The following is a 25,452-nucleotide window of genomic DNA, read 5'->3' on the forward strand; positions in this document are numbered from 1 at the left end:
GTGTCCAGAACAGCGCGCCCGACCAGGCAGCCAACTGACCGAACCCCACCTTTTGCCCAGGACGTCGCCACCATCGAGGGATGAAGTGGCCTCAGAGGCCGCCAGTTTGACGACCCCTCAGTGGACGTCAAGCCCGATCTCCCTCGGTTCGTGATCGCTCGATCACAGGGGCACCCCCGACGGCCCGCTCGATCCGGCCTTCGGGATCCGCTCCCGCCTCAATGCCCGTCAGCGTCGCCCGGCCAGTGCCTGGTCGGCGTTGGCCAGTTGAGTACGCATGTCCTTCTTGACAGCGGCGAGCTCTCGTTGCTTTGCAGCCATCGCCCGCCGCTGGTACGCCGCGTCGACCGACGACCAGACGCCGATGACGTTCGTCTCCTGTTTGCAGGCCACGTCCGTGGTCGCGAGTGCGAGTTCGGCCCGGCCGGCCGTCGGACCGTTGAACTTGGGGTCCTTGCCGGGCACTCGGGTCGGGTCGGTGTAGGTGTAGTCGTTGTTGTGCCGCTCCATACACCGTGACCAGGCGCGGAAGGCCGCCACCACACGAGGATCGCGTTGTGAGTCACGGTAGCTGCCGATGTTGATCGTGCCGACGAGCTCCCGGTTCCCCAGCTTCTGTGGGTCGCCCGACAGCGCTTTCGTAGCCTCGCTCTGGCAGCCGCCAGCAGGGAGGCGACGACCGCGCGAGTCAGCGCTCGCCGGTGTGCCGTCCGGATTCAACCCGCGCAGAACGAGCATTGCCTCCCGCCCCGGCTGCGGCATCGTGGGCTTGTCCTTGACCTGCGGCGGCACCGAGCCGGGAACTGGGTGGTAGCCGTAGCGTGCTGCCTTGGCCGCGTCCGTGATGCCGTACCGGTGCGCCGTGTTGGCGGGGTTCAGCGTGCCCGTCTCCGGGATGGGGCCGGTGGGGGCGGGCCAGGAATGGCCGAAGCGCCGCATGCACGACTCGGTCAGCACCGCCTTGGCCCGGAACAGGCGCCCGACCTGACGGTCGGTGAACAGGTAGGGCTCGACGGGCAGTACCAGGGAGCTGACGTCGAGCATTCTCGGCACCACGACGGCGGGAAGCGGCCCGGAAGCCGTCGGTGTTCCGGACGGAGTGGGCGTCGGCGTCGACTCCGCCGCCTGCCCCTGCGCGCACCCCGCCGTGACGGCGAGCACGATGACGGCCGCCCCGAGATGCCTGGTCCTGCGAATTCGTCGCGCCGGCATGTTGTCCTATCCCTTCCGGGGTGCGGGTGCGGGTGCGGGTGCGGGTGCGGAGCCCGCCCGCCGGTGCGCGGGCGGGCCCGGACAGGCATCAGCCGGCGTAGTACCAGCCGAGCGAGGCGTTGTTGTTCTGCACTCCGGAGTTCAGCGCGCGGGACTCTCCGGGCCAGATGTCGTCGTAGGGAGCATTGCCGCTGGCGTTCTGGTTCTCGTTGTAGAAGATGCGGGCCTTGAAGTTCTGGTCGTTGTTCCAGGCGCGGTACACGTTGTTCTTCACGTACTGGCCGTGGCCCTCGCCGGCGGCCGCGAAAGTGTGCCCCGCGAAGTCATTGACCCCGGTGCCGTACTTGCTCCAGGAGCTGTTGCTGGAGGCGCTGTAGTAGAGGTAGACGTTGCTGTCCCAGCTGGCGAGCTGGGCCTGGGCGGGGGCGGCTGGGGCTTCCCCCTTCGCGGCAGCCGGCGCGGTGGCCAGGACGGTGCTGCCGGCTATCAGTGCTGCGGCGACCGCGATGGATCCCGCCATACGACGTGCAGTTGTCACGATGCTCCTCCGTTGGCGTACGGAACGGGGTGGCGCTTCGGCGGCGGTCGGCCGTCCTGCGCGAGCCCTCTCCCGTGTTGACCGGCCCTGAGACTAGGCCGGGAACGGCCCTGCACGGTCCTGACAGATGTCAGGACCGTGCCGCTGTCGGGACCGTGCGGTGCGGCAGCCGACGGCAGGCCTCCTGGCCTTCGCCAACGGCGAGATCTGCGTGGACGTGAGGACGGGCAGGGGGATGGGCATGGGGGGGGGCTCACCTTCGATCAGGCCGGCGATCCAGCGCACCCCCGGCGCGCACGCCACGGGATGCATCACGCCCCCCCGGCGCGCACCGAAGGTGCCCTGGATCGCTGACCTGTGCCGATCCCTCCTGGTCCGGTGTCGGACGCGGCGGTTAGGGTGGACGCCGTGGAGCTCCTGCACCTGCGCTACTTCGTCGCCGTCGCCCAAGAACTCAACTACTCCACCGCGGCCCGCAAACTGCACATGGCGGTCTCGCCGCTGAGCCGGCGGATCAAGGACCTGGAGCGGGAGCTCGGGCACCGGCTGTTCGACCGTGACACCCACCATGTGACGCTCACCCCGGCCGGCAGTGCGCTGCTGCCGGTCGCGCTCGGCGTCCTGGAGCAGGTCGAGTCCATCCGCTGGCGGCTGGACGAGGCGACCCGGCCCGGGCGGGCGACCGTGCTGCTCGGGGTGCCCAGCGGTATCCATCCGGACCTGCGGGAGCGGATCGATGCCCTCACCGAACGGGTCCGCGACCGGTTCGAGGTCAAGCGCTGGCCCGGTGCCAGCGACCTGCTGGTCGACGCGGTGCGCGACGGCCGCCTTGCACTCACCCTGGCCCGGCTGCCGGTCAGTGACCCCGCCCTGGAGCAGTTGCCGGTGATGTCGGAGCGGCTCGGCGCGGTCGTGCCGGCGGACCGGTTCGCCGGGCGCGCCGCGATCGCGCCGGCGGAGCTGACCGACCTGCCGTACGCGGCTCCTCCCGCGGCCATGGCCAACGTCTTCTTCCGCCGGCTGGACCGGCAGCTGTCCGACCTCGGCGTCAAGAAGCGCGTCGAACTGAGTGCCACCGCCTATGAGGGAGTTTCGGAAATAGTTTCCGGTGGATTTGCATTCACCGTTTCCATGTTGGATTCCAGAAGTCCCGTGTGGAATTACACTCTGGACAACGTGGCCGTTGTCCCTTTCTGTGATTTCGATCCTCGGCTCGTCACCGGACTCCTCTGGCGCAAGGACCGCGCCGACGGCGGTGACCTGGAGGAACTCATCGCTCCGGCCCGTGAGATCTTCGCCGAGCCGCTGAGCCGTTAGGCGTCCGACGGTGTGACCGCTGCGGTCATACCGCTTTTCGCATCATGATCATTCCGTTCTCCGTGCCCTCTTGCTAACTTAATTTCTAGATACACGCAGATGAGTGCATCTGGTCGGGCAAGAGAAAGGGAGAACGATGACGGACTTTGAGGGAACTGTCGCAGGGCCGCTGGACGGCGTACGCGTGATCGACCTCTCGACCGTGGTGATGGGCCCCTACGCGGCCCAGATCCTCGGTGACCTGGGCGCCGACGTGATCAAGATCGAGTCGCCCGCCGACACCGTCCGCGTCGGCCACTACCGCACCACACCGGGCATGACCCCGCTGAACCTCAACGTCAACCGCAACAAGCGCAGCGTCCAGCTCAACCTCAAGGACGACACCGAGCGGGAGCAGGCGCTGGGCCTGATCGACACCGCGGACGTGCTGATCACCAACATGCGGCCCGGAGCGCTGCACCGCCTGGGCCTGTCCTACGACGACATCGCCGACCGCAACCCCGGGCTCGTCTACGCGCACGCCCAGGGCTTCCGCGGCGACTCCGATCAGGCCGGCAACGCCGCGTACGACGAGACCGTGCAGGCCGCCTCCGGACTGGTCGACATCGCCGACCGGGCGCTCGGCGAGCCCGTCTACCTGCCGACCATCATCGGCGACAAGGTCTCCTCGCTGACCATCGCCTACAGCGTGCTCGCCGCCCTGCTGCACCGCGACCGCACCGGGCAGGGCCAGCTCGTCGAGATCCCCATGACGGACACGCTGATCGCGTTCAACCTGGTCGAGCACCTGGCGGGCCACACCCACGTGCCCGAGACCGGCCCCACCGGGTTCGCGCTGTCGATGCTCAAGGGCCACAAGGCGGTGCGCACCAAGGACGGCCTGGCCTGTGTCATGCCGTACAACCCGCGCAACTACCGGGACTTCTTCACCGCCGCCGGACGCCCGGACCTCGCCGAGAACCCGCGGGTGAACGGCGAGGCCATCGACAGCGCCGACCACGAGGACCTGGCCGCGCTCCTGGAGAGCTGCGCCCCGGCCCTGACCACCGACGAGTGGGCGGAGGTGTGCGCCAAGCACAGCATTCCGATGGCCCCGGTGCTCGAACTCGACCGCGCCCACGAGGACCCCTACATCCGCGACGGCCACCTGCTCGACACCGCCGAGCACCCCACCGAGGGCACGGTCCGCACCATCGGCATCCCGCTGCGCTTCTCCGCCACGCCCGGCTCGATCCGCCGCCTGGCGCCGGTCGCCGGCCAGGACACCGCGGAGGTCCTCGCCGAACTCGAAGCCACGGCCCGCTGACCGGGACAGCGAGGCAGGAGACAGCAGGAGACAGGAGAACAGCCATGAGCACCCCCACCACTCCGACCACCCCCACGACCCCCGCACCCCCCGTCGTACGCACCGAACGGATCGGCTCCACCCTGCTGATCACCCTCGACCGCCCCGAGGCCCGCAACGCCGTGAACGCGGCGGTGGCCGCCGAACTGGCCGCGGCCCTCGACACGTTGGAGGCCGACCCGGCGCTGCGGGCCGGCGTCCTGACCGGCGCGGGCGGCACCTTCAGCGCCGGCATGGACCTCAAGGCCGCGCTGCGCGGCGAGTCGCCTGAGATCGAGGGCCGCGGCTTCGGCGGTCTGACCGAGGCGGAGCCCGGCAAGCCCCTGATCGCCGCCGTGGAGGGCTTCGCTCTGGGCGGCGGCTTCGAACTGGCCCTGGCCTGCGACCTGGTCGTCGCCGCCGAGGACGCCCGGTTCGGCCTGCCCGAGGTCGGGCGCGGTCTGATCGCCGCGGGCGGCGGCGTGATCCGCCTGCCCCAGCGCATCCCGTACCACCTGGCCATGGAGCTGCTGCTGACCGGCGAGCCCGCCGACGGCCGTCGCGCCGGCGACCTGGGCCTGGCCAACCGGGTCACCGGCCGGGGAGGGGCCGTGGAAGAAGCCCTGCGGCTGGCCGAACGGGTCGCGGAGAACGCCCCGCTCGCACTCGCGGCCGTCAAGCAGGTCGTCCGCGCCGCCGACGGAGCCCCCGACGCCGAGGCGTTCGCCTTCCAGCGCACGCTGATGAAGTCCCTGATGGCCTCGGACGACGTACGCGAGGGCATGACCGCCTTCGCCGAGCGCCGCCCGCCGCGCTGGACGGGACGGTGAGCGCGATGAGGGAACACGACGTCCGACGGCACGTCACCACCCCGCTCACCAGTCCGGCGTACGCGCCGACGGTCCCGAGGTTCACCGACCGCGAGTACCTCAACATCGTCTACCGCACCGACCCCGACGCCCTGCGGGCCGTCGTCCCCGAACCCCTGCGGATCACCGAGCCGTTGGTCCGGTTCGAGGTCATGAGGATGGGCGACGTCACCGGGTACGGCCCCTACACCGAGGCCGGCCAGGCGCTCGCCGTCGACTTCGAGGGCGAGCGCGGCGAGTACCTGCACGCGATGTACCTCGACAACTTCCCGGCCACCGCCTCCGGCCGCGAGGTCGCCGCCTACCCGAAGGTCATCGGCTCCCCGGCGCTGTACGTCGACTCCGGCGCCCTGGTCGGCACCCTCGACCACGGCACCCTGCGGGTCGCCACCGCGACCATGGGCTACAAGCAGCATGAGCTGGACCGGAGCGAGGCCGAGGCACAGATCGGCGTACCCACGTTCATGCTCAAGACCATCCCCGGCTACGACGGTTCGCCGCGCGTGCAGGAACTCGTCCGCACCCGCATCACCGACCTCACCGTCAAGGGCGCCTGGACCGGCCCCGCCCGGCTCCAGCTCTTCGAGCATGCCCTCGCCCCCCTGGCCGACCTCCCCGTGCTGGAGGTGGTCTCCGCCAGTCACATCCTCACCGACCTGACGCTGAACGGCGTCGAGCCGGTCCACGACTACCTGAAGGGGGTCGCGTGATGACCCGCGCCTTCCGCACGGCCGCCGTCGTCGGCGCCGGAACCATCGGACTGTCCTGGACGGCCCTGTTCGCCGCGCACGGCCTGACCGTCCGGGTGAGCGACCCGCGCCCGGACCTCGACGAGGCCGTCACCGAGGCCCTGACCCGGTACGCCCCGCACCTGGCCGCCCGCGGCCTGGACGTGACCGGCCTCGCCGACCGCGTGCGGATCGCGGCCGACGTCACCGAAGCGGTCCGGGACGCCGACGTCGTCCAGGAGAACGGCCCGGAACGCGCCGAGTTCAAGCGGGAGTTGTTCGCCACGCTGACCCGCGAGGCACCCGCCCACGCGCTGCTGCTCAGCTCGTCCTCGGCGATCCCGTCGACCGCGTTCACGGCTCAGCTGCCCGACGAGGCCGCCGCCCGCGTCCTGATCGGTCACCCCTTCAACCCGCCGCACCTGCTCCCGCTGGTGGAGGTCGTCCCGGGCGCACGGACCGGCGAGGACGCCGTGCGGGCCGCGGTCGACTTCTACACCTCCCTCGACCGTACCCCGGTCGTCGAGCGCGTGGAGATCCCCGGCTTCGTCGGCAACCGCCTCCAGAACGCGCTCAGCCGCGAGGCGGTCTCCCTCGTCCAGCAGGGCGTGGTGACACCGGAGGACCTCGACCGGATCGTCACCGACTCGCTCGGACTGCGCTGGGCCACGGTCGGACCGTTCCTCGGCGCGCACCTGGGCGGCGGCCCCGGCGGCTACCGGCACCTCGTCGAGCACATCGGCGCCTCGATGCAGAGCCTGACGGACGGCCCCGCGCCCGACGCCGACGCGCAGGAACGGCTCATCGGTGCCGTGGAAAAGGCCTACGGCTCCGCCCCGTACGCGGAGCTCTCCGAAACACGCGACCGCAGGCAACTGGCGGTCCTGGACGCCCTGTCCGAGACCACCGGCACGACCACTCCGAAGGAGGAGAACTGAGATGACCACCACCCCTGTCGGCCCCCTCACCGACGAACTCACCGCGGACTTCTACCACTACGAGTCGCTGCTCCCCGACGAGGAGCGCAAGATCCTCCTCAAGGCCCGCACCCTCCTGCGCGAGCAGGTCAGGCCGCTGGTCAACGAGAACTGGGCCAAGGGGGAGTTCCCCCGGGAACTCATCACCCTGTTCCGCGACAGCGGCCTGGCCGGACTGCCCTACGAGGGCTACGGCGAGCACCGGCCCACTGTCAGCAACCTGCTCAGCGGCATGCTGGCGATGGAGATGGCCCGCACCGACGCCTCGGTGTCCACCTTCTTCGGCGTCCACAACGGGCTGGCCATGTACTCGATCTTCTCCGGCGGCGACCAGGAGCAGCGCGACCGCTGGCTCCCGCAGATGGCTGCGATGGACAGGATCGGCGCGTTCGCGATGACCGAGCCGCTCGGCGGCTCCGACGTGGCCGGCGGCATGCGCACCACCGCCCGCCGGGAGGGCGACACCTGGGTCCTGAACGGCGCCAAGAAGTGGATCGGCAACGCCACCTTCGCCGACCTCGTCGTCGTGTGGGCGCGGGACGTCGACGACAACCACGTCAAGGGCTTCGTCGTCGAGAAGGGCACGCCCGGCTTCGACCCGGTGAAGATCGAGCACAAGGTCGCCTTCCGGATCGTGGAGAACGCCGAGATCACCCTCACCGACGTCCGGGTGCCGGAGGCGAACCGGCTCCAGCGCATCGACTCCTTCCGGGACGTGGCCGAGATCCTGCGCGCCACCCGCGCCGGAGTGGCCTGGCAGGCCCTCGGCGTGATGATCGGCGCCTACGAACTCGCCCTGGACTACGCCCGGGAGCGCCGCCAGTTCGGCCGCCCCATCGGCGGCTTCCAGCTCGTGCAGGACCTGCTGGTCAGGAGCCTGGGCGACATCACCGCTTCCTGGGGCATGCTCGTCCAGCTCGCCCGCCTCCAGGACGCCGGCATCTTCCGGGACGAACACTCCGCCCTGGCCAAGGCGTTCGTCACGGCGCGGATGCGGGAGGTCGTGGCCCGCAGCCGTGAGATCTTCGGCGGCAACGGCATCCTCCTCGACCACGACATCGCCCGCTTCTTCGTCGACGCCGAAGCGATCTACTCCTTCGAGGGCACCCGCGAGATGAACACTCTCATCGTCGGCAAGTCGATCACCGGCCAGAGCGCCTTCGTCTGAGCCTGCGAGCCCCGGCCGCACCGACGTCCGAGTCCCGCCCCCACCCACCGGGTCCCAGGTCCATGACCTGGGACCCGGTGCGTTGTTCGGAACTTCTCCCTCCGTGGAGCGCTCCCGTTAGCGTGTGCGAGATGCTGGAGATGCGGGAGATCGAGGTCTTTCTGGCGGTGGCCGAGGAACTGCATTTCGGGCGGGCCGCCGACCGGCTGCGGCTGTCCACCTCACGGGTCAGCACCCTCGTACGGGCCGTGGAACGCCGGGCCGGGACGCTGCTGTTCGCGCGCAGCAGCCGGGTGGTCCGGCTGACCCCGCAGGGCGCCCAGCTCTACGCCGGGCTGCGGTCCGCGTACATCCAGATCGAACGCACGCTGGAGGACGTCCGCCGTGCCGGATCCGTCGGCGGTGGTGTGCTGCGGGCCGGGTTCTCCACCACGCTGCCCGAGAAGCTGCGCCTGGAACTGATCGGCGCCTTCGAGAGCCGGTACCCGGACTGCCGGGTCGTCGCCTCCGGTATGCCCACCACCGACCTCTTCCGCTGGCTGGGCAAGGAGTGGCCCGTCGACGTCTTCGTCACCTGGATGCCCACGGCCGCAGCGCCGGTCGAACCCGCGCTGTACATCGGCGAGGTGATCCACCGGGTGCCCCGGGCCGTCATGCTCGGCGCCGGCCACCCGCTGGCGGGCCGTGAGTCGGTCGACATCGAGGAACTGGCGGACGGCGGCCATCCCGTCCTCTACCCCGAACTACCCCTGTGGTTCGGTGAGTTGTGGGCCCCGTCCACCACACCCGGCGGTCGGGCCCTGGCGCTGCGGCGGCTGCCGGCCAACTACGTGGAGGACGTCCTGCGGCTGGTCGCCGAGGGCACTCTCGCCCATCTGACCTTCACCTCCCTGCTGGAGGCCTACGACCGGCCGGGCGTCGTCGTCGCCCCGCTCACCGGACTGCCGCCGATGCCGGTCCGGGCGGTGTGGCCGGCGGGCCCGCAGCAGCGGCTCGCCGAGGCCTTCGCCGTGTGCTGCGCGGACCACACGGGGGAGCCGGGCGACGACCCGGACGACCCGGACCAGCCGGACTAGCCGGGCGGCTGAGGGCTCGCCGCCTCGCACGCGATCGTTGCGCCACGCAGAACGACCGTGCTGCATTTCGTCGTTGATGCAGGTCAGGGACTGCGGGAGGCTGTACGCATGACGGAGATCAAGCGGTTCCACATCGACATCCCGCAGGCCGAGCTGGACGACCTCCAGGCCCGTCTCGCCCGTACCCGCTGGGCGAACGAACTCCCCGCCGACCCCGACGCCGCCCCGACCGGGCCGGTGCCCGCCGGCTGGGAGCGCGGCGTACCGCTCTCGTACGTCCAGGAGCTCGTCGAGCGCTGGCAGACCTCCTACGACTGGCGCGTCCACGAGGCCCGGCTCAACGCCCACCCGCACTTCACCACCGAGATCGACGGCCAGACCATCCACTTCGTGCACGTCCGCTCTCCGCACGAGGACGCCACCCCGCTGATCCTCACCCACGGCTGGCCCAACACCTTCGTGGAGTACATGGGTCTCGTCGAGGAGCTGACCAACCCGGCGGACCCGGCCGACGCCTTCCACGTCGTCGTCCCGGACATGCCCGGCTTCGGCTTCTCCGGCCCCACCCACGAGGCCGGCTGGAACCGGCACCGCGTCGCGGCCGCCTGGGCCGAGCTGATGCGCCGCCTCGGCTACGAGCGCTACGGCGTGCACGGCAACGACGCCGGCGCGTTCGTCGCCCCGGAGCAGGGCCGGCAGAACCCGGACCAGGTCATCGGGGTGCACGTCAACCAGCTGTTCTCCTTCCCCGACGGCACCCCGGGCGAGTTCGAGGGGGTGACCGAGGAAGAGGCGGGCATGCTGCAGTTCCTCCAGTCCTTCAACACCGAGATGTCGGCGTACGCCGAACTCCAGGCCACCAAGCCGCAGAACCTGGCCCACGCGCTCGCGGACTCGCCCGCCGGGCAGCTTGCCTGGATCGGCCAGCTGCTGGGCACCGCGGTGGACCCGGACACCGTTCTGACCATCGCCACGATCTACTGGCTGACCAACACCGGCGCTTCCTCGGCCCGGCTGTACTGGGAGGACCGCCACACCGAGCACCCCGCCGAGCCGACCACCGCCGCGACGGGACTGGCGAGCTTCGCCCAGGACTTCCGGCCGGTGCGCAAGTTCGCCGACCGCGACCACAAGAACATCGTCTCCTGGTCCCAGCTGGACCGCGGCAGCCACTGGGCCGCCCACGACGCTCCCGACCTGCTCGTCGCCGACCTCCGCCAGTTCTTCGGCGGCCTGCGCCGACGCTGAGGGACCGGGGCCGTGGCCGTCCAACCTCCCTTACCTGATGGGGTGATGACGGAAAATGGGCATGGCAGGTACATGACTTGCAGGGCTTGTGGGGCATACCATCGCAAGGCCCCGGAAGGGCGGTCGATGATGCGTCCAGCCCCACCGGACACTCGCGCCGCTCCTCCGCGTCCCCGGTCCCACCGGGCCGGAATCCCCCCCACGGATAAGGAGCAGCAATGCCCCTCGGCACATGGCTCAAGGCAGGCATGTCCGCCGCGGCGCTCACCCTCGCCATGGCGAGCGCCGCGACTGCCGCCCCCACGAGTGAGCAATCCACCGCACAGGCGGCAGCGGTGACCCTTCGCTACGACGACAGCCGCGCCGGAAGCTGGGAGGCCGCGATCGCGGCCGGAGTCGCCTCATGGAACGCGAACGTGAGCAACGTCAAACTGGTGGAAGCGGCACCCGGCACCGGGGCCGAAATCGTGATCGTCGCCACCACGGGCTGGCCGCAGGCCACGCTCGGCCCCGTTCGTCCGGGCCGTCAGGTCCGCGTCGAACTCGGTAGCCAGGCCGTGAGCCAGGGCTACGACAAGACGCGGATCGCCGCCCACGAACTGGGTCACAGCCTCGGCCTGCCGGACACCAAACCCGGCCCCTGCTCCCAACTGATGTCGGGGTCGAGCGCCGGCACGGCCTGCACCAACGCCGTGCCCAACGCGACCGAACGGTCCCGCGTGCAGTCCGCTTACGCAAGCGGCGTCGCCGCGCTCGTACCCAGTGACGGTCGCAACCTCATCGACGCGCCCTGAGCCCACTGCCTCGAAGCGACGGCGCTTCCCGGGGACCTCTACGAGATCCCCGGGACGTCGTCCCCCTGCGCCGGTGCGAGTCGTCGTGGTGAGCAGGGCGAGTCTTGTCGAACGGTCGACCCGAGGGCGAGCCGTGCGACATGCCACAGGCTCGCGCACTGCGTTCGCTCGGCGCGGCACGTCCAGTAAGGACTGGAATCAGAATGAGGTCTCCGAGTCTCGGGAATGACGGCATGTCAGTTCGCGTTCATGCGGCCCGGAGGGGGTGGTTGCGACCAAGAGTCGTGGTGGGCGCAAGCCGTGGGAGGTTGACGATGGGCTGTGGGAGCGTATCGAGCCGCTGTTGCCGGTGATTGAGCGGCGCGTCCGGTACCCGGGGCGTCGTCAGCTCGATGACCGGCGGGTTCTGTGCGGCATCCTGTTCGTGCTCTACACCGGCATCCCCTGGCGCCACCTCCCGCAGGAACTCGGCTTCGGCTCCGGGATGACCTGCTGGAGGCGACTGCGGAAGTGGGACGAGGCCGGGGTCTGGCCGCGCCTGCACGAGATGCTGCTGGCCGAACTGCGGGCGGCCGGGGTACCGGATCTGCCCCGGGCGTCGGTCGACTCGAGCCATCTGGGGGCGATGAAAGGTGGTGCGGCCACCGGCCCGTCCCCGGTGGGCCGGGGCAAGAGCGGCAGCAAGCACCACGTGATCGTCGAGGCCCACGGCATCCCGCTGGCCGCCACGCTGACCGGCGGCAACCGCAACGACGTGCCCCAGCTGATCCCACTTATCCGAGCCGTCCCGCCGATCCGAGGCAAGCGCGGCCAACCGCTGCGCCGCCCGAAGCACCTCCACGCCGACCGCGGCTACGACCACGAGAGTTACCGGGACCAGGTCCGACGGTTCGAGATCACCCCGCACATCGCCCGGCGCGGCACCGAACACGGCTCCGGGCTCGGCGTACACCGCTGGGTTGCGGAAGGCGCCCTCGCACCACTGCACTGGTTCCGGCGCCTACGCATCCGCCGGGAGATCCGCTCCGACGTCCACCAGGCCCTCATCACACTCGGTTGTGGCGTCATCCGCTGGCGACGACTGAGGGCCCCGCTCTGATTCCAGTCCAAAGTAAGCTGGAATCCCATGTCGCGAACTCGCGCCAGCACAAGGAGCCGGAATGCTCGCTAACCCGTCGGCGCTGGCGGCCGGAAGGCGTCATTCGGTCGGACGGCGCTGGGATGGAACCGTTCTCGCCGTCGGCAATACCGCAGCCGCTGAATGTCGTGTCGAGCGATGGGAAGACGTCGTCGCGGTGGCAGCTGGCAACGTCCATACCGCGACGAACACGGGCAGGTCTCATACGGTGGGGCTCCGGTCGGACGGTACGGTGCTGGCAACGGGGTGGAATGGCGATGGGCAGTGTGATGTCGCCGGATGGCGAGGCATCACGGCCGTGGCCGCAGGCTGGCGCCGCACGCTCGGGCTACTCGCGAATGGCCGCGTGCTAGCAGTTGGCCGGAGTGCAGAAGGACAGTGCGACGTGCAGTCCTGGCGCGAGATGGTCGTCCTCTCGTGTGGTGACTGGCACTCGGTCGGCGTCCGGTCGGACGGTTCTGCACTGGCTACGGGGAACAACCGACGACGGCAGTGTGCCGTTGAAGGGTGGCGTGACCTGGCCGCCGTTTCGGCCGGGTATCTCCATACCGTCGGCCTCAGAACCGACGGGCGGGCAGTAGCGACCGGAGACCGGGCATCCGGGGCGTGCGAGGTCGATGAGTGGAAAGACATGGTGGCGCTCGGCGCGGGCAGCTACCACACCGTCGGGGTCACCGCGTCCGGACGGGTCCTCGCAGCAGGAGACAACAGCTACGGACAGTGCGAAGTCGGCGATTGGCGCGACATTATCGCCGTAGCGGCCGGTTCAACGCACACCCTTGGCCTGCGTGCCAACGGCACGGTCGTGACCACAGGGAACAATGCCGACAGACAGTGCGAAGTCGATGCCTGGTCCGGGGTCCTGCTTCCACAGGCGTCCGGCCGCGCCCACGCGAACTGACACGTCGTCATTCCCGAGCCGCAGAGACCTCATTCTGATTCCAGTCCCAAGGGGATCGCTGTTGCGTCCGCCGCCGGCGAGCAGCTTGCCGAGGGCTACGTCAGCGCCGTCTACCTCAAGGGCAACGAGTACGGGGACCTGCCCGCCTCGGCGAGTTGCTGACCCATGCCACGACACCGATCAGCCACACCACCGATGAGTAGGTCGCTGTAGTCGGTCAGCGCCTCCACACTGCGACCGGAGACATCCCGCCCGCCCCATGAGCACGAGACCAACCAATTCCAGCTGCTGCATGTGTACGTGCCGTTGTTCCTGTTCCGCGGCGGACGACGCCCATCACGATCTCTTCCACGGCCCTCCGTCAGGAGGCCGTCGCCTGTGGCGGCGGATCACCGATCCGGGGTGATCGCGTCGATCAGGACACAGAGCGGGCGTACGCCGTCCTGGTCGGCGTCGGCCTGGTCCAAGACCTCGGCGGCCGGGGCGAGTACGCCGATGAGCCGGCCCGGACCGTACGGCCGACGGCACGTCGCGCAGCACGGCACGGAAGAACGACCCGGTCCACGGGCCCATCGCGAGGCGTTCGCGAACTCCCGTTCCGTGCTGCTCCTCCGCAGTTGCCGGGCCGATGCGGATTTCCACGACGGCAGGCAGGGCCACCGTCCGAGCCCCCGAAACGGCCTGGCAGGAGGCCACTTGGACGGAGAAAACGCAACTTCGACATGGTTCGCAGAGGCAGCTACCTTCACCTGGTCTTCGGCGATCGCGAACGGTCGTACAGGGGTTTCTTCAGGCTGAGCCACCCGCGACGGGGTGAGTCGGTCATGCCCCCTCGCCGCCGTGCGTGAGCCACCGAACCGGGTCCACACCAGGCACCCCCCCCATCAGGGAGAGAAACATGCCCCATGTTGCGCTGTACACATTCGGCGTCCTGAAGTCACCTCTCGCCGATCCCGCACCTCTCACGCGCGAGTTCTACGACATTGGTGAGGCCGTCTACCGGAAGATCATTCAGCACCCCGGATACCTCGCGCGTGCGGAACCGGCAGGCGGAGACCGGGGCATGCTCTTCGAGGCGGACTGGGGTGCATGGGGAGAGTTCGCCGTACCGGCCTGGTACGGCAAGGGACGCACGGCGGAGACCACCGCCCTGGCCACGACCCTCTCGCTCTGGACCGACCTGCGCTCTGCCTTCGACGCCGTCTACACCGGTCTGCACCGTGAGGCGCTGAACAGGCGTTACGACTGGTTCGAGAGGCCAGGGCACCCGAATTACGTGTTCTGGTGGGTTACCGACGGCGCGATACCCACCTGGCGGGACGGGGTTTCCAGGCTGGAGCACCTCCACGACCATGGCTCCGCGCCGCACGCCTTCACCTTCCACCACTCGTTCGCCCCGGAGGGAACTCCGACCACCATCAAAGGCATCGGGCCTCAGAGCGACCAGGTTCGCTGACAACGAAGCCTGAATGGGAGGTGTCTGGCCGTCGGGCCGGCGCGGAATGTTCACGGGCTCGGGCGGCCCGCGCCTTCGTCGCGGGCCGAGTGCGGAGGGATCTCAGCGCCAGTCGTCGATCACGTAGGCGTCGGGGTGGCTGTAGCCGGGTTCGTTGGGCCTGTGCATGGTCACGCCCTGCAACCAGGTGCGGAAACCGCGGTCGACCATTCGACGGTAGGCATCCGGGCGGCTCAGGTTCGTCCCGGCGTCCAGTTGCCCCAGTCCGCGCTCGGCGGCCAGCTGCTCGCACGCGTCAAGGAGTCGTTCGAAGCGGTCGGCGGCCTCAGGGCCAGGGCGGACGGCTCCGAACTTGACGAAGCACACGTCCTCGCCGGCCTCCGATCCGGCTCCGCAGTGGCAGACGGCCAGGCCGTCGAGCTCGGAGCCGGCGCCCTGGAGCAGGATGGTGTCACCGAGCCCCTGCGCGTGCGTGGCCACGATCTCGCGGTCCAGGCTCAGGCCCTCGTACACGGCGTCGGTCAGTGCGCGACACAGGCTCAGGGCGTCGGGCTGCTCGGCGGCGGGCAACTGGCCGTACAGCACTCGGCCGGGGACTGCGGCACTGCCTGCCACCTGCTTCTTCATGATGGCGGTGAGGAATCGGGGCCAGAAACCGTAGCGGCGGTAGAGCTCGAGGTGCTTGGGGCTGTGCGCGAAGGTGAACAGGCCCAGGTGGCGGTTCTCCCAGGTGTTGAAGCAGTCCATGACCGGTTCCATGAGGCGCCTGCCGATGCCCTGGTCCCACAGGTCCGGACGCACGGTCAGAGGGCCGAAGAACCCGACGCTGCCCCAGTTGGCGGCGAAGTTCGATCCGGCGACTTCGCCCTCGACCGTCGCTGCGAAGGCGGCCTGTGGATCGGCCGCCCAGCGGGTGCGGACGTAGTCCGCGGTCTCGAAGAACGTCTTCGGGTCGGGAGCCCCGAGGAACGTCCCGAAGGCGACCCTGAAGATCTCGTCGGCCCGGTCCAGGTCCGCCTCACCCAGCGGGCGGATCGACAACGGGCCCGGGCCACTCTTGCGCTGCCCTGCCGGTGGGGTCATCGTTCTCTCCTTTCCGGCCCCCTGTTTCATCGCACCACGGGCGTGCGCCGCAGGCGAGGCGAACGGTCCGCCGATGGACCCGCCCGTTGCGCGCACGGAGATCCAACGAGTCGGCCACGGGCGCACCCTCGTGGCCGCGGCGGCGGGGCGGCATGGTGGCCTCCGGCTCTACAAGACCGACCTGGCCGCCCTGACCGACGAGCAGAGGCCGCTGGTGGAGACGGTGATCAACGCGTGAACGGCCGCGCACCCCTCGGTCGGCGGCCACCGGGGCCGGTACGCGATGCGGGAGATCGTCAACGCGCTGCTCCACCAGGGCCGCACCGGCTGCCAGTAGGCAGGCCCTGGGCGGGGGTTTCGTGGCCCAGCATGGCCGACTGCCATGGCCAAAGGGCATGGGGATGCTTGCCTCGGTCACCGTCATTACGGCGCATCGGTCTCGCCTCCGGCGCAGTCACGTCACCCGCCCGCTCCAGAGCGAGGCCGGCCACTGCCGGGGGCTTGTCCGCGGTGAGCTTCGCGCGCTTCACGGAAGCAGAGGTTGACGCATCAACTTCAGCGGCTTGTGGTCCGGTTGATGCGTTCATAAAAACCTTTCGGGCAGAAAGTGAGGGGAATGATCACGACTCGACTTCCGTGGGGGCGGGCGATGCGGGCCGTCGCCGTGCTCGCCGTTGCCGGTACGGCCGTGACAACGCTCGGAGCGGGCCCTGCGGCTGCCGAAGACGTAGCCCTGGAGACAGTGACTCTTCGGTCCCAACTCCGTGGCGGCCTTCAAGAGGTTCGCCGGATGGACCGCCCGGTTCTGCTGACCTGGGCATGGTCCGATCGGACGCCGGTGCGGGCAGCGAGGTTCGTCTCTCAGCGGGACTGCCTCGCTGCCCGCACGAACGTGTGCCATGCGAGCGGGGGCAGCAGCAGGAGGGACTGTCAAACGAGCGGTGTAAGTGGGTAGTTGAGGCTACTGACGGGCCGCCGACAGGCGGCCATCGAAGGCGATGTCGAAGGCGTTCAACGCGGTCTTGCAGCGCATGGTTGAGAGGGCCTGACCTTTGCCGGTGGGATCGAGCGACATGATCGCCATGTAGACGTATTTCAACGCGGCCTGCTCGTTGGGGAAGTGTCCGCGGGCCTTGACCGCCGGATCGTGCTTGTCATGGCCGAGGTGGTCGGTGATCTCGCCCTCCGGGGCGGACTCCAGCAGCAGCTTGGTCAGCTGCTGCAGCAGCCCTCGCCGGTCGGCTGCAGACCCTCGGCCTGGGCCCGGCTCACCATCTCGTCGATCAACTGGTCGCCCACGGCCTTTGCCGACACAGCCGCTGCCGACTCGACAGCCTCACGCCCGGCCACGTTCTCACTGGTCATCGATGCATCTTCCATGATCGGGAGTTACCCCGAACGTCTTGCAGTCCCCATGAACCAATCGGGCCGCAGTCGACACACCGGAATGTCGTCGGGGCCCTGGGGTCCGTGATGGTGCACTACGCCGTCTTCGTCGAGGTCATGCCGTAGAGGAGGAGTTGCAGGATCTGCTGCAGCTCTTCCGCGAGTGACCCGGTCGTGTCCGACGACTCGTTGGCCCATCGGTAGAGGGCTCCGAGGTAGACGTCGCGCAGAACGTTGCCGACGCCGATGGGTGACATGGCGGGATTCAGCTCTCCCTGGTCCATTCCGCTGACGACGATCTTGGCGAACACCTCCGCGACATACGGCTCCTCGAGGATCGGCCGGCCCGCCTTCACCCAGGCGGTGAGCATGGCGGTGGTGAGCCGCGGTTCCTCCTGGTTGATACGGGCGAGGACCGTCATGCACTGCTGGAGCCGTGCGATCGAGCTGGGCGTGACGGTGCCGCTCTCTTCCAGGCCTGTCACGAGCGCGGCGCGCCTCCTGTCTCCCCAGGCGCCGATGATGTCTTCCTTGCGCTGGAAGTAGTTGAAGAAGGTGCCACGTGCCACATCGGCCCGCTCCGCGATCTCGTCGATGGATGTCTGGTCGTATCCCTTCTCCACGAAGAGCTCGACCGCGGCCAGATAGAGGCGCTCCCTGACCCGTTGTTTGTTGCGTTCCCGGCGGCCGACCGGCGGCGGCGTCGTTGTCGCGCGCGAGTCCATTCCGTCCCTCCTGTTCGTGGCGAGTTCGCCGTATGGGCGGTAGATTTTTTATACCACGGTGCAAGTTTGCATGCGGCTCGGCTACCGTTCTGTCTGTGTCTGTGCACCGTGCTGTGCGAGGCTCCGGCGCAGGCTGGCGACGCTCTCCGCGCCCACGAGCCGGCCGGCGGTGATCTCTATGCCGTGACTGCGGTGCAGGCGCTGCCGGAGTCGGGAGGCCATGAGTGAGTCGAGGCCGAGTTCGCGCAACGACCGCCGCTCGTCGATGTCCGACGCAGGCATGCCCAGCAGCGCTGCGGAGTGCTCGAGGAGGGCGTCCGCGGCACCGCCGGGGCGGGGGTGGGGCGGGGCCACCGGATCGCCGGGGGGAGGCTGCCGAAGCGTGGTCCGCGCGGCAGGAGACGGTACGGCGGGGCGCAGGAGGCCGGTGAGGAAGCCGATACCGAGGGGCTCCGCGACCTTCCGGACCAGGCCGCTGAGCGGCGCGCACTGCTCGGAGACCGCCGAGACGAGCGCGGAGACGTGCGCCAGCGGCGAGCTCGCCGGGGACGTCCGGGCGAGGCGCCGCAGGCGGATTCCGGAGAAGCGCGCCAGGACGCGACGGTCCGGAGCGATCAGGAGAACGTCGGCCACCAGCGAGGCTCCACCGTTCTCGGGGCGTACGGTGCTCACACTCCAGAACTCCGGCTCCGGTTCCGCGTGGAACCGGACCGAGTCGATGGACACGGGAACGTGGGCGCCGTCGTCGCCGCCGGACATGGCTCCCGGTCGTGCGGCCAGGAGCGGCTGCAGGCCGGTCTCCCAAGCGGCGTGCGGCAGGGGCCGCGTCGGCCGGACGAGGGCCACGGCCTCGCCGTCGCGTCGCCACAGGTGCTCCACGGCCCGGAACGGCTCGGCGATGTCGTACCCCTGGCTCCGCGCGAAGGACGGGAAGTCCTGTCCTCCCAGGTAGTCCCTGCACCGTGCGAGCGCGGTGTCGAGGGCGTCCGAGGCCACGGGGGCGGCATCGGCGGCGTCCGTGGCCAGGACCCGGCCGGAAGCACAGAGGACGGGGTCGGGGGCACCCGGGACAGAGGCTCGCACCGTCACCTCGCGGGCGTGGTCCGAGGGCCCGCCGAGCGTCACCAGGAGGGTCGTGTCACCCGCCGTGTCGACCGGTACGTGCGCGTCGCCCAGCCGTACGTCCCGGAGTTCGAACGATGTGCCGCGATCGGCCTCCCGGGCCGTCTCCAGCATTGCCTCGAGATACACGACGGGCGGCACGGGCGCGACACCGTGGAGCGCTACGCCGTCACCCCAGTCGGCGGTCGCGGCCCAGGACGAGAGGTCGATCCGCCGGACCCGGGAGGCGCCGGAGCGGAGTGCGGTCACCGGGTCGACTGTCTCGCGCCGGTACGACACCGCGTCCCAGGCGTAGGTGGGAAGTGACGGCAGGTGTCGTGGGCCGTCGCCGTACCACCGCCGCCAGTCCACCCGCCCGCCCTGGGTGAACAGCCGGCCGGCCGCCCGGGCCAGTTCGGCGGGCTCGTCGCACGCGCGGTGCAGCGAGGCCGCCGCGGCGGCCTCGACGTGGTCGCCACCGAGTGTGTCCTCCATGGCGGCGACGAGGACCGGATGGGGGCTGACCTCGAGAAAGACGCTGTTCATGTCGTGGCCCACCTTTCGTACGGTGTCGGCGAACCGTACGGGGCGGCGCAGGTTGTCGATCCAGTACTCAGCCGTCAGTTCGGCGCCCCGGACCTCGGAGCCGTACACGGTGGAGACCATGTCCGCCGCGCCGGAAACGGGGGAGAGGCCGTCCAGTTCCTTCAGCAGATCGTCACGAAGGGAGTCCATCTGCGGCGAGTGCGAGGCCACGTTCACCTTCACCGGGCGGCACAGGATGCCGCTCTCCTCCAGTTCGGCCTGGAGGGTGGCCAGGGGTACAGGGTCACCCGCGAGGACGGTCGTGGTGGGGGCGTTCTCGGCTGCCACACACACTGCCTCCCCGTAGGCTTCGGTGTACTGCCGCGCCCGGGCGGCCGGCAGTTCGACGGCGAGCATGGCGCCCTGTCCCGCCAAGCGCTGCATCAGCCGGCTGCGTCGGCAGATTATTGCGGCCGCGTCGTCGAGCGACAGGGCGCCGCAGACATGGGCGGCGGCGACTTCTCCCATGCTGTGGCCGATGCACCGACTGGGCTCCACACCGCGTTCGCGCCAGGCGGCGGCGAGCGCCACCTGTACGGCCCACAGGACGGGCTGGACGACGCTCACGTCGGTGGGGAACTCGTCGTCGGATGTCAGCCGTTCCGTGACCGACCATCCGAGTTCCCTGTGCACGGCCCGGTCGCAGGCGTCCAGCGCCGTCCGGAAGGCGGGCGAGGAGCGGTACAGGCCCCGGCTCATGCCCGCCCACTGGGAGCCCTGTCCCGAGAAGACGAACACGAGGTCCTTGTCGGCCGACAGGCCTGCATCCCCTGTCCCCCCGTCGGGAAGGGTCTCGCCGGCGGTGACGGCGCGCAGGCGTCGCGCCAGGGAGTCGTGGTCGTCGCCCACGACCCAGAGTCGGTGCGGGTGGGCGTCGCGCCCGGTGGCGGCGGCGGAGCAGATGTCACCGAGCCGGTACCGGCGCCCGGCTCCGGATGGGCCGAGGTAGGCCGCGTAACGTTCGGCCAGGCGACGGAGGGAGGCGGGTGTGCGCGCGCTGAGCACCAGCAGATGGTGCCCGGTGTCCGGGGTGCCGCTCCGGGTACCGTGCGTGGGCCCGGGGGAATGGGCGCCGACGACGACATGGGCGTTGGTCCCGGACAGGCCGAAGGAGCTGACCCCGAGCAGGGCGCGGGAACCGGCCGCGTCCAAGGGCCGGTTGCGAGTGGCCACGCGAACCGGGAAGTCGTCCTGTGTCAGCAAGGTGTGCGGCTCGTCGAGATGCAGCGACGCGGGGATGACTCCGTGCCGGAGGATCAGCGCCGTCTTGATCAGACCGGCGATGCCGGCGGCGGCCTCGGTGTGACCGAGGTTGGTCTTGACCGATCCGGTCAGCAACGGCCGGTCCGCCGGGCGGCCCGGCCCGGCCGCCTGGGCGAGCGCCTGGAGTTCCACGCCGTCCCCGACGTTCGTTCCGGTGCCGTGAGCTTCGACGTAGTCGAGTTCCGAGGGCTTGACGCCGGCACGGCCGCAGGCCTCGCGCACCATGTCGGCCTGGCCCTGCGCGGAGGGACGGATCAACAGACCGCTGCCCGCGCCGTCGTTGGCGACCGCGCTGCCCAGCAGGACCGCGCAGACGGGGTCGCCGTCCCGCAGCGCGTCATCCAGACGCTTGAGCACCACCACGCCCACGCCCTCGCTGCGAACGAACCCGTCGGCGCGGGCGTCGCCGAACCGGCAGCGGCCGCCGGGAGAGAGCATGTCTCCCTGGGAGTAGGCGATGGAGTCGTGCGGGGAAAGGATGACGTTGACACCCGCGGCGACGCACAGGTCGCTCTCGCCGGTGAGCAGACTCTGCCGTGCGGCGTGCACGGCGACGAGCGAGGAGGAGCAGGCGGTGTCCAGCACCACGCTCGGTCCGCGTAAGTCGAGGGCGTAGGAGACGCGGCCGGCTGTGACAGCGCGCAGCCGGCTGCCCACCACGCTGCGGACATCCGGCTCGTGGGCCCGGGGGTCGGTCTCCGCGTGCTCGGCTGTCGCCTGCCCGACGAACACGCCGCCCCGGCTGCCCGCGAGCCGGGAAGGGGGTATCCCGGCGGACTCCAGGGCTTCCCACACGACGTGCAGCAGGAGCCGCTGCTGCGGGTCCATCGCGCGTGCCTCCACGGGCGAGATGCCGAAGAAGGCCGCGTCGAAACCGAAGGGGTCGGTGAGGAAGCCGCCGTGCCGGGACACGGTCCGGCCGGGGGTCATAGGGGTGACGTCGTGGTGTGCGCCGACGTCGAAGCGCTCCTGTGGGACGTCGGTCACGGTGTCGGTGTTGGTCACGAGGGCGTCCCACAGCTCGTCGACACTCTCGATCCCCGGAAAGCGGCACCCCATCCCGACGATCGCGACGGGCGTCGGGCTCGGCAGGTCGGTACGCATGGACGACTCCAGGCTTTCGGTCAAGGGCGAGTCGGACGATCGATCAAGCCAGGATACAAAATTAAACTCGTGACCATTATTTGCCTGGGATGCTCTCGCATTTCTCCCCCGTAAGGCCGGGCCCACCCAACCATATGGGGCGATTTGGCATGGTTTCACACGTTCACACGCAAGGAAAAACTTGTACTTGCGTTCATAAGAGACCTCATGTTTATTCTTAGGTCCAAGTCGCCGAAGTGGATGAGGGGGAAGGCTGTGGATATCACCCAGATCGTCCCGCTGATGGGTGAGGAGGAACTGACGGCCTATCAGTTCCTCGTCACGTCCGGCGGGGCCAAGCTCGAGGGGCTCGCGAGCAGCCTTGGGTGGGGCGCGGGCCGGACGGAGCGTGTGCTGTCCAGGCTGAGGAAGATGAGGCTGGCGCGATCCGAGGCGGAGGATCGTAGCGACTGGGTCGCGGTCCATCCGGAAACGGCCAAGCTCCAGTACGCCAAGCCGCTCTCCGGCGTCATCGACGCGTGGCAGGCTCAACTGGACGGGATCCGCGAGCAGCTCGACGCGCTGTCCACACTCCGCGCTGACGACCCGGAGACCGGAGGGCTCAACCCTGTGGTCACGATCGAGGGCGACTCCGACCTCCGTGAGGTGCTCGAGGGCTGCGCGGCGGGGTGTGCCGAGGAGGTGTTGGCCGTGCAGCCCCTGGGACGGGGAGCGCGGGACCTCGCCCGCGATGTGGTCTGCGAGGACTCCGGACCGGTGGCGTCGGCGGTCGACGTGCGGGTGTTGCTCCCGCATCTGTCCCGCTACGACGCGGATGTGCGCGAGTGCGCCGAACGGATTTCGGAGTCGGGAGGTGAGGTCCGGACCACCGCCGCGTCCTTGCCGCCGCTGATCGTCTTCGACCGCTCCGTGGTGTTCCTGCTGGACGGCGAGGACGCGGACAAGGCGCACATGGTCAGGCACGGAGCGCTGGTTGAGTTCATCGTGCACATGGTGGTGAGCACTTGGGCGACGAGCGCGGTCTTCCAGAGGACGGGCGGCAACAACCGGCTCCCGGAGTGGCTGACCCAGGAGACGAAGACGGCGATCGTGCAACTGCTCGCGGCCGGTTACAAGGACGAAGTGGTGGCCAGGCGTCTGGGTATCGGTGTGCGGACGTGCCGGAAGTACATCGCCGAGATGTTCGGTGATCTGGGAGCGCAGAGCCGGTTCCAGGCCGGATGGATGGTTCGCGACCAGATGCTCGTGCCGGGCCCGGAGCAGGCCGCGGCGGATCACAGCGTGACCTGAGGGAACGGAGGATCCTGCGATGCGGGCCGGATGCGGCGGCGACGCGGCGGGGTCACTGTCCGCCGTCGCCGCCGTCCGCCCTTCTCTTCTCCGTCCGGACGCTCGGACTCGGATCAGCGTGCGAGTACCGCGCTCAGGGCTGCCGTGAGTTCACCTTCCGGATCGCCGACCGCCTTCTTGGCGCGCCAGGCCACGACGGCGTCGGGGCGTATCAGCGTGGCGCCGGTCGGTTCGACGCCGTAGCGGTCGCACCAGGTGTTGTCGCTGTCGACGAAGCGGTCACCCATCCGGTAGGCGGTCAGGGTGACTCCGAGATCTCGGGCGACCTTTTCGGCGGTGGTGGCCCACTCGGTGGCCCTGTGCCCTGCCAGGAACACGAAACCGCGACCGAACAGGTCATGTGTGGAGAACTCGCGCAGGCCGTCGGAGAGGACGACGTGCGGGGCCCGTCCCCCCGGGCGGCCGGTGGGGTTCCACGGATCCTCCTGGAGACTGCCGTCGTCGTCGGCTTCGGTGCGGACCGCGGGGGAGCGGTACTGGAAACCCAGGAATTCCTTGGGCGTGGGAATGGGTGCGCTGGGATCGGCGGGGTTGTAACTTGCGGGGACCCGGCCTTCGGAGATCTTCGCCAGTTCGAGCTCGCGCTCGAGAGTGATGTTGACGACGGGGCGGCGCTCCATCTCGAACGTGTCCAGCAGGTCGGGGCCGGCCTGTCCGGTGAGAACCAGGGAGAGCCGCCAGGAGAGCTCGTAGGCGTCCTGGATGGCGAGGTTGCCGCCCTGCCCCCCGTTGGGTGGGCAGGCGTGTGCGGAGTCGCCGGCCAGGAAGACGCGCCCCTCGCGGAACCGTTCGGACAGTTTGTGGTTGATGGGGAAGAAGCGGGCGTTGACGAATGTGACGTCGATCTCGGGGTCGCCGACGGCGCGGCGGATCCGCTCCAGGCAACGCTCCTCGGTGAAGTCCTCCGGCGTCTCACCCCGCTCGGGGAAGTAGTCGACCCACAGGGTGTGCCGCTCCGAGCCGTCCAGGATGAAGCTGGATCCGCTGCCCGGCATTCCGATGACCTCGACCGCCCCCTTCTTCACGTACCGGGTCAGGTCGGCCTCGAAGGTGATGATGTACATATGGCCTATGGTTCCGCCGCCTTGGACGGGGATGCCGAGCATGTCCCGGACCTGGCTCGTGTTCCCGTCAGCGGCGACCAGGTAGTCCGCCTCGACCGTGTGCTCGTGGCCGGTGGCCGCCTCGCGGAGGGTCGCGGTGACCTTCTCCGCGTCCTGGACGAGGGAGACCAGCTCGGTACCGGGGCGCAGGTCCGCGCCTGCCTCCTCGGCGCTGACCCGGAGGATCTCCTCGACCTGGGCCTGCGACACCCACGCCAGCGGCGGCACCGAGGACAGCTCCTGCGGGTCGGGCTGTCCGTCCTCCGGGTCGAGGAAGCGTCGCTCGGGATCGGCCAGGGAGGTGCCGTGGCTCATGCGGGGCCACTGCGCGTCCCCCATGGCGGTGCTGAGTCGCCGGGCCACGCCGGGCAGTGTGTTGAGCAGTTCCTGAGAACGGGTGTTCAGCCCCCATGCCTTCGGCAGCGTGCCGGGACTCGGTCGTCGCTCCACCAGAAGCGGGCGCACACCGCGTGCGGCAAGGCTCAACGCGGTGGTGAGTCCTGTGTAGGCGCCACCGACGACGAGTACGGGAACTCGCTGGACTGACATGGAATGTGCCTCCGTTATTGCTGTTCTGAGAGTCGGGCGGAAGAGCGCCGGATAAGGAGAAGTTTCTCGCTGCGGCAGTGCAGCAAGTTCTGAGGCATGGTCTCGCACGACTGTGGGCGGCATGCTGCGAGAATCCGTCAATGCCAGACTGCCGTTCCGGACGGGCGGTCGGCCATCGCTTCGGAGTGCAGAAAGCTGTGGTGCAGCTTGTTGCAGGGCCGAGCCCCGGGGTGGGGCGGGTTAGTATCGCAGTGCTACGTCCCGAGGATTATCCCGGCGTAAGCCGTTTCCCATTCATCTGGTTCATCTGATTCCCCTGGTTCAGCTGATATCGCGGCGTCTCCGACCAGGAATCCGGCGCCGCATTCACGTTCCCCGTGGGAAGGAATGCACGCGTGCCCTCCGGACGGCCCGCACCGTGCCGTCAAGACGTTCCCGGGTTTCCACAACGGGATGC

Annotated in this window: 21 protein-coding genes and 1 pseudogene; 14 read left to right on the forward strand and 8 right to left on the reverse strand. The window is 69.6% G+C overall.

Annotated features, from left to right (window positions below; all coding sequences use genetic code 11):
- Positions 1–228: 228 nt before the first annotated feature.
- Positions 229–1,212: a hypothetical protein gene (locus tag SLINC_RS44780; protein WP_067444394.1), complete on the reverse strand. Its 984-nt coding sequence runs from the start codon at positions 1,210–1,212 to the stop codon at positions 229–231.
- 88 nt (positions 1,213–1,300) lie between these two features.
- Positions 1,301–1,750, reverse strand: a complete 450-nt coding sequence (locus SLINC_RS44785; protein ID WP_079165034.1) for a hypothetical protein — start codon at positions 1,748–1,750, stop codon at positions 1,301–1,303.
- Positions 1,751–2,158: 408 nt separating this feature from the next.
- Here SLINC_RS44785 and SLINC_RS44790 point away from each other — a divergent pair, with 408 nt between their 5' ends.
- The 12 genes from SLINC_RS44790 (at position 2,159) to SLINC_RS44840 (ending at position 14,746) form a co-directional block, all read left to right on the forward strand.
- A complete protein-coding gene (locus tag SLINC_RS44790; RefSeq protein ID WP_067444400.1) occupies positions 2,159–3,067 on the forward strand; it encodes a LysR family transcriptional regulator in 909 nt (302 codons plus the stop codon).
- 136 nt (positions 3,068–3,203) lie between these two features.
- A complete protein-coding gene (locus SLINC_RS44795; RefSeq protein WP_067444403.1) occupies positions 3,204–4,373 on the forward strand; it encodes a CaiB/BaiF CoA transferase family protein in 1,170 nt (389 codons plus the stop codon).
- Between the two features lie 44 nt (positions 4,374–4,417).
- Entirely contained in the window at positions 4,418–5,221 is an 804-nt protein-coding gene (locus SLINC_RS44800) for a crotonase/enoyl-CoA hydratase family protein (RefSeq protein ID WP_067444406.1), read from the forward strand.
- A gap of 5 nt (positions 5,222–5,226) precedes the next feature.
- Positions 5,227–5,970 (forward strand): acetoacetate decarboxylase, encoded by a 744-nt coding sequence (locus SLINC_RS44805; protein WP_067444409.1) that lies wholly within the window; start codon positions 5,227–5,229, stop codon positions 5,968–5,970.
- On the forward strand, positions 5,970–6,926 hold the full coding sequence (locus SLINC_RS44810; protein WP_067444412.1) for a 3-hydroxyacyl-CoA dehydrogenase NAD-binding domain-containing protein: 957 nt from the start codon (positions 5,970–5,972) through the stop codon (positions 6,924–6,926). The genes SLINC_RS44805 and SLINC_RS44810 overlap by 1 nt, the downstream gene beginning before the upstream one ends.
- 1 nt (position 6,927) lies before the next feature.
- Positions 6,928–8,133: an acyl-CoA dehydrogenase family protein gene (locus tag SLINC_RS44815; protein ID WP_067444415.1), complete on the forward strand. Its 1,206-nt coding sequence runs from the start codon at positions 6,928–6,930 to the stop codon at positions 8,131–8,133.
- 131 nt (positions 8,134–8,264) lie between these two features.
- On the forward strand, positions 8,265–9,209 hold the full coding sequence (locus SLINC_RS44820) for a LysR family transcriptional regulator (RefSeq protein ID WP_067444418.1): 945 nt from the start codon (positions 8,265–8,267) through the stop codon (positions 9,207–9,209).
- A gap of 108 nt (positions 9,210–9,317) precedes the next feature.
- The gene (locus tag SLINC_RS44825; RefSeq protein ID WP_067444421.1) at positions 9,318–10,457 is read left to right on the forward strand and encodes an epoxide hydrolase family protein; all 1,140 of its coding nucleotides are present in this window, start codon (positions 9,318–9,320) and stop codon (positions 10,455–10,457) included.
- Positions 10,458–10,675: 218 nt separating this feature from the next.
- Positions 10,676–11,251, forward strand: a complete 576-nt coding sequence (locus SLINC_RS44830; RefSeq protein ID WP_067444424.1) for a snapalysin family zinc-dependent metalloprotease — start codon at positions 10,676–10,678, stop codon at positions 11,249–11,251.
- A 265-nt stretch (positions 11,252–11,516) separates the two neighbouring features.
- Positions 11,517–12,350, forward strand: coding sequence for an IS5 family transposase (locus tag SLINC_RS44835; RefSeq protein ID WP_079165036.1), 834 nt, complete (start codon positions 11,517–11,519; stop codon positions 12,348–12,350).
- Between the two features lie 61 nt (positions 12,351–12,411).
- A complete protein-coding gene (locus tag SLINC_RS46960) occupies positions 12,412–13,290 on the forward strand; it encodes an RCC1 domain-containing protein (protein WP_079165037.1) in 879 nt (292 codons plus the stop codon).
- Between the two features lie 898 nt (positions 13,291–14,188).
- Entirely contained in the window at positions 14,189–14,746 is a 558-nt protein-coding gene (locus SLINC_RS44840) for a DUF3291 domain-containing protein (protein ID WP_067444427.1), read from the forward strand.
- A gap of 102 nt (positions 14,747–14,848) precedes the next feature.
- Here the strand turns inward: SLINC_RS44840 and SLINC_RS44845 are convergent, their stop codons facing one another.
- Entirely contained in the window at positions 14,849–15,829 is a 981-nt protein-coding gene (locus tag SLINC_RS44845) for a GNAT family N-acetyltransferase (RefSeq protein ID WP_067444430.1), read from the reverse strand.
- Positions 15,830–15,902: 73 nt separating this feature from the next.
- On the opposite strand from SLINC_RS44845, the gene SLINC_RS48310 reads away from it, so the two are divergent.
- Positions 15,903–16,067, forward strand: coding sequence for a hypothetical protein (locus tag SLINC_RS48310; protein ID WP_159425422.1), 165 nt, complete (start codon positions 15,903–15,905; stop codon positions 16,065–16,067).
- Positions 16,068–16,790: 723 nt separating this feature from the next.
- Here the strand turns inward: SLINC_RS48310 and SLINC_RS46970 are convergent.
- The 4 genes and pseudogenes from SLINC_RS46970 to SLINC_RS44855 all read right to left on the reverse strand — a co-directional run.
- Positions 16,791–16,970, reverse strand: a pseudogene (locus SLINC_RS46970) (IS256 family transposase); the annotation flags it as partial.
- Between the two features lie 71 nt (positions 16,971–17,041).
- Positions 17,042–17,194 carry a hypothetical protein gene (locus SLINC_RS48700; protein WP_170068297.1) on the reverse strand — a complete coding sequence of 51 codons (153 nt, stop codon included), beginning with the start codon at positions 17,192–17,194 and terminating at the stop codon, positions 17,042–17,044.
- Between the two features lie 116 nt (positions 17,195–17,310).
- Entirely contained in the window at positions 17,311–17,940 is a 630-nt protein-coding gene (locus SLINC_RS44850) for a TetR/AcrR family transcriptional regulator (protein ID WP_067444433.1), read from the reverse strand.
- A gap of 81 nt (positions 17,941–18,021) precedes the next feature.
- Positions 18,022–21,993: a type I polyketide synthase gene (locus tag SLINC_RS44855; protein WP_067444436.1), complete on the reverse strand. Its 3,972-nt coding sequence runs from the start codon at positions 21,991–21,993 to the stop codon at positions 18,022–18,024.
- A 144-nt stretch (positions 21,994–22,137) separates the two neighbouring features.
- On the opposite strand from SLINC_RS44855, the gene SLINC_RS48315 reads away from it, so the two are divergent.
- The gene (locus tag SLINC_RS48315; protein WP_159425423.1) at positions 22,138–23,283 is read left to right on the forward strand and encodes a helix-turn-helix domain-containing protein; all 1,146 of its coding nucleotides are present in this window, start codon (positions 22,138–22,140) and stop codon (positions 23,281–23,283) included.
- A gap of 113 nt (positions 23,284–23,396) precedes the next feature.
- Here SLINC_RS48315 and SLINC_RS44865 read toward each other — a convergent pair whose 3' ends face one another.
- Positions 23,397–24,995: an FAD-dependent monooxygenase gene (locus SLINC_RS44865; RefSeq protein ID WP_067444442.1), complete on the reverse strand. Its 1,599-nt coding sequence runs from the start codon at positions 24,993–24,995 to the stop codon at positions 23,397–23,399.
- Positions 24,996–25,452 lie beyond the last annotated feature (457 nt).

The organism is Streptomyces lincolnensis, assembly GCF_001685355.1.
Lineage (GTDB): Bacteria > Actinomycetota > Actinomycetes > Streptomycetales > Streptomycetaceae > Streptomyces > Streptomyces lincolnensis.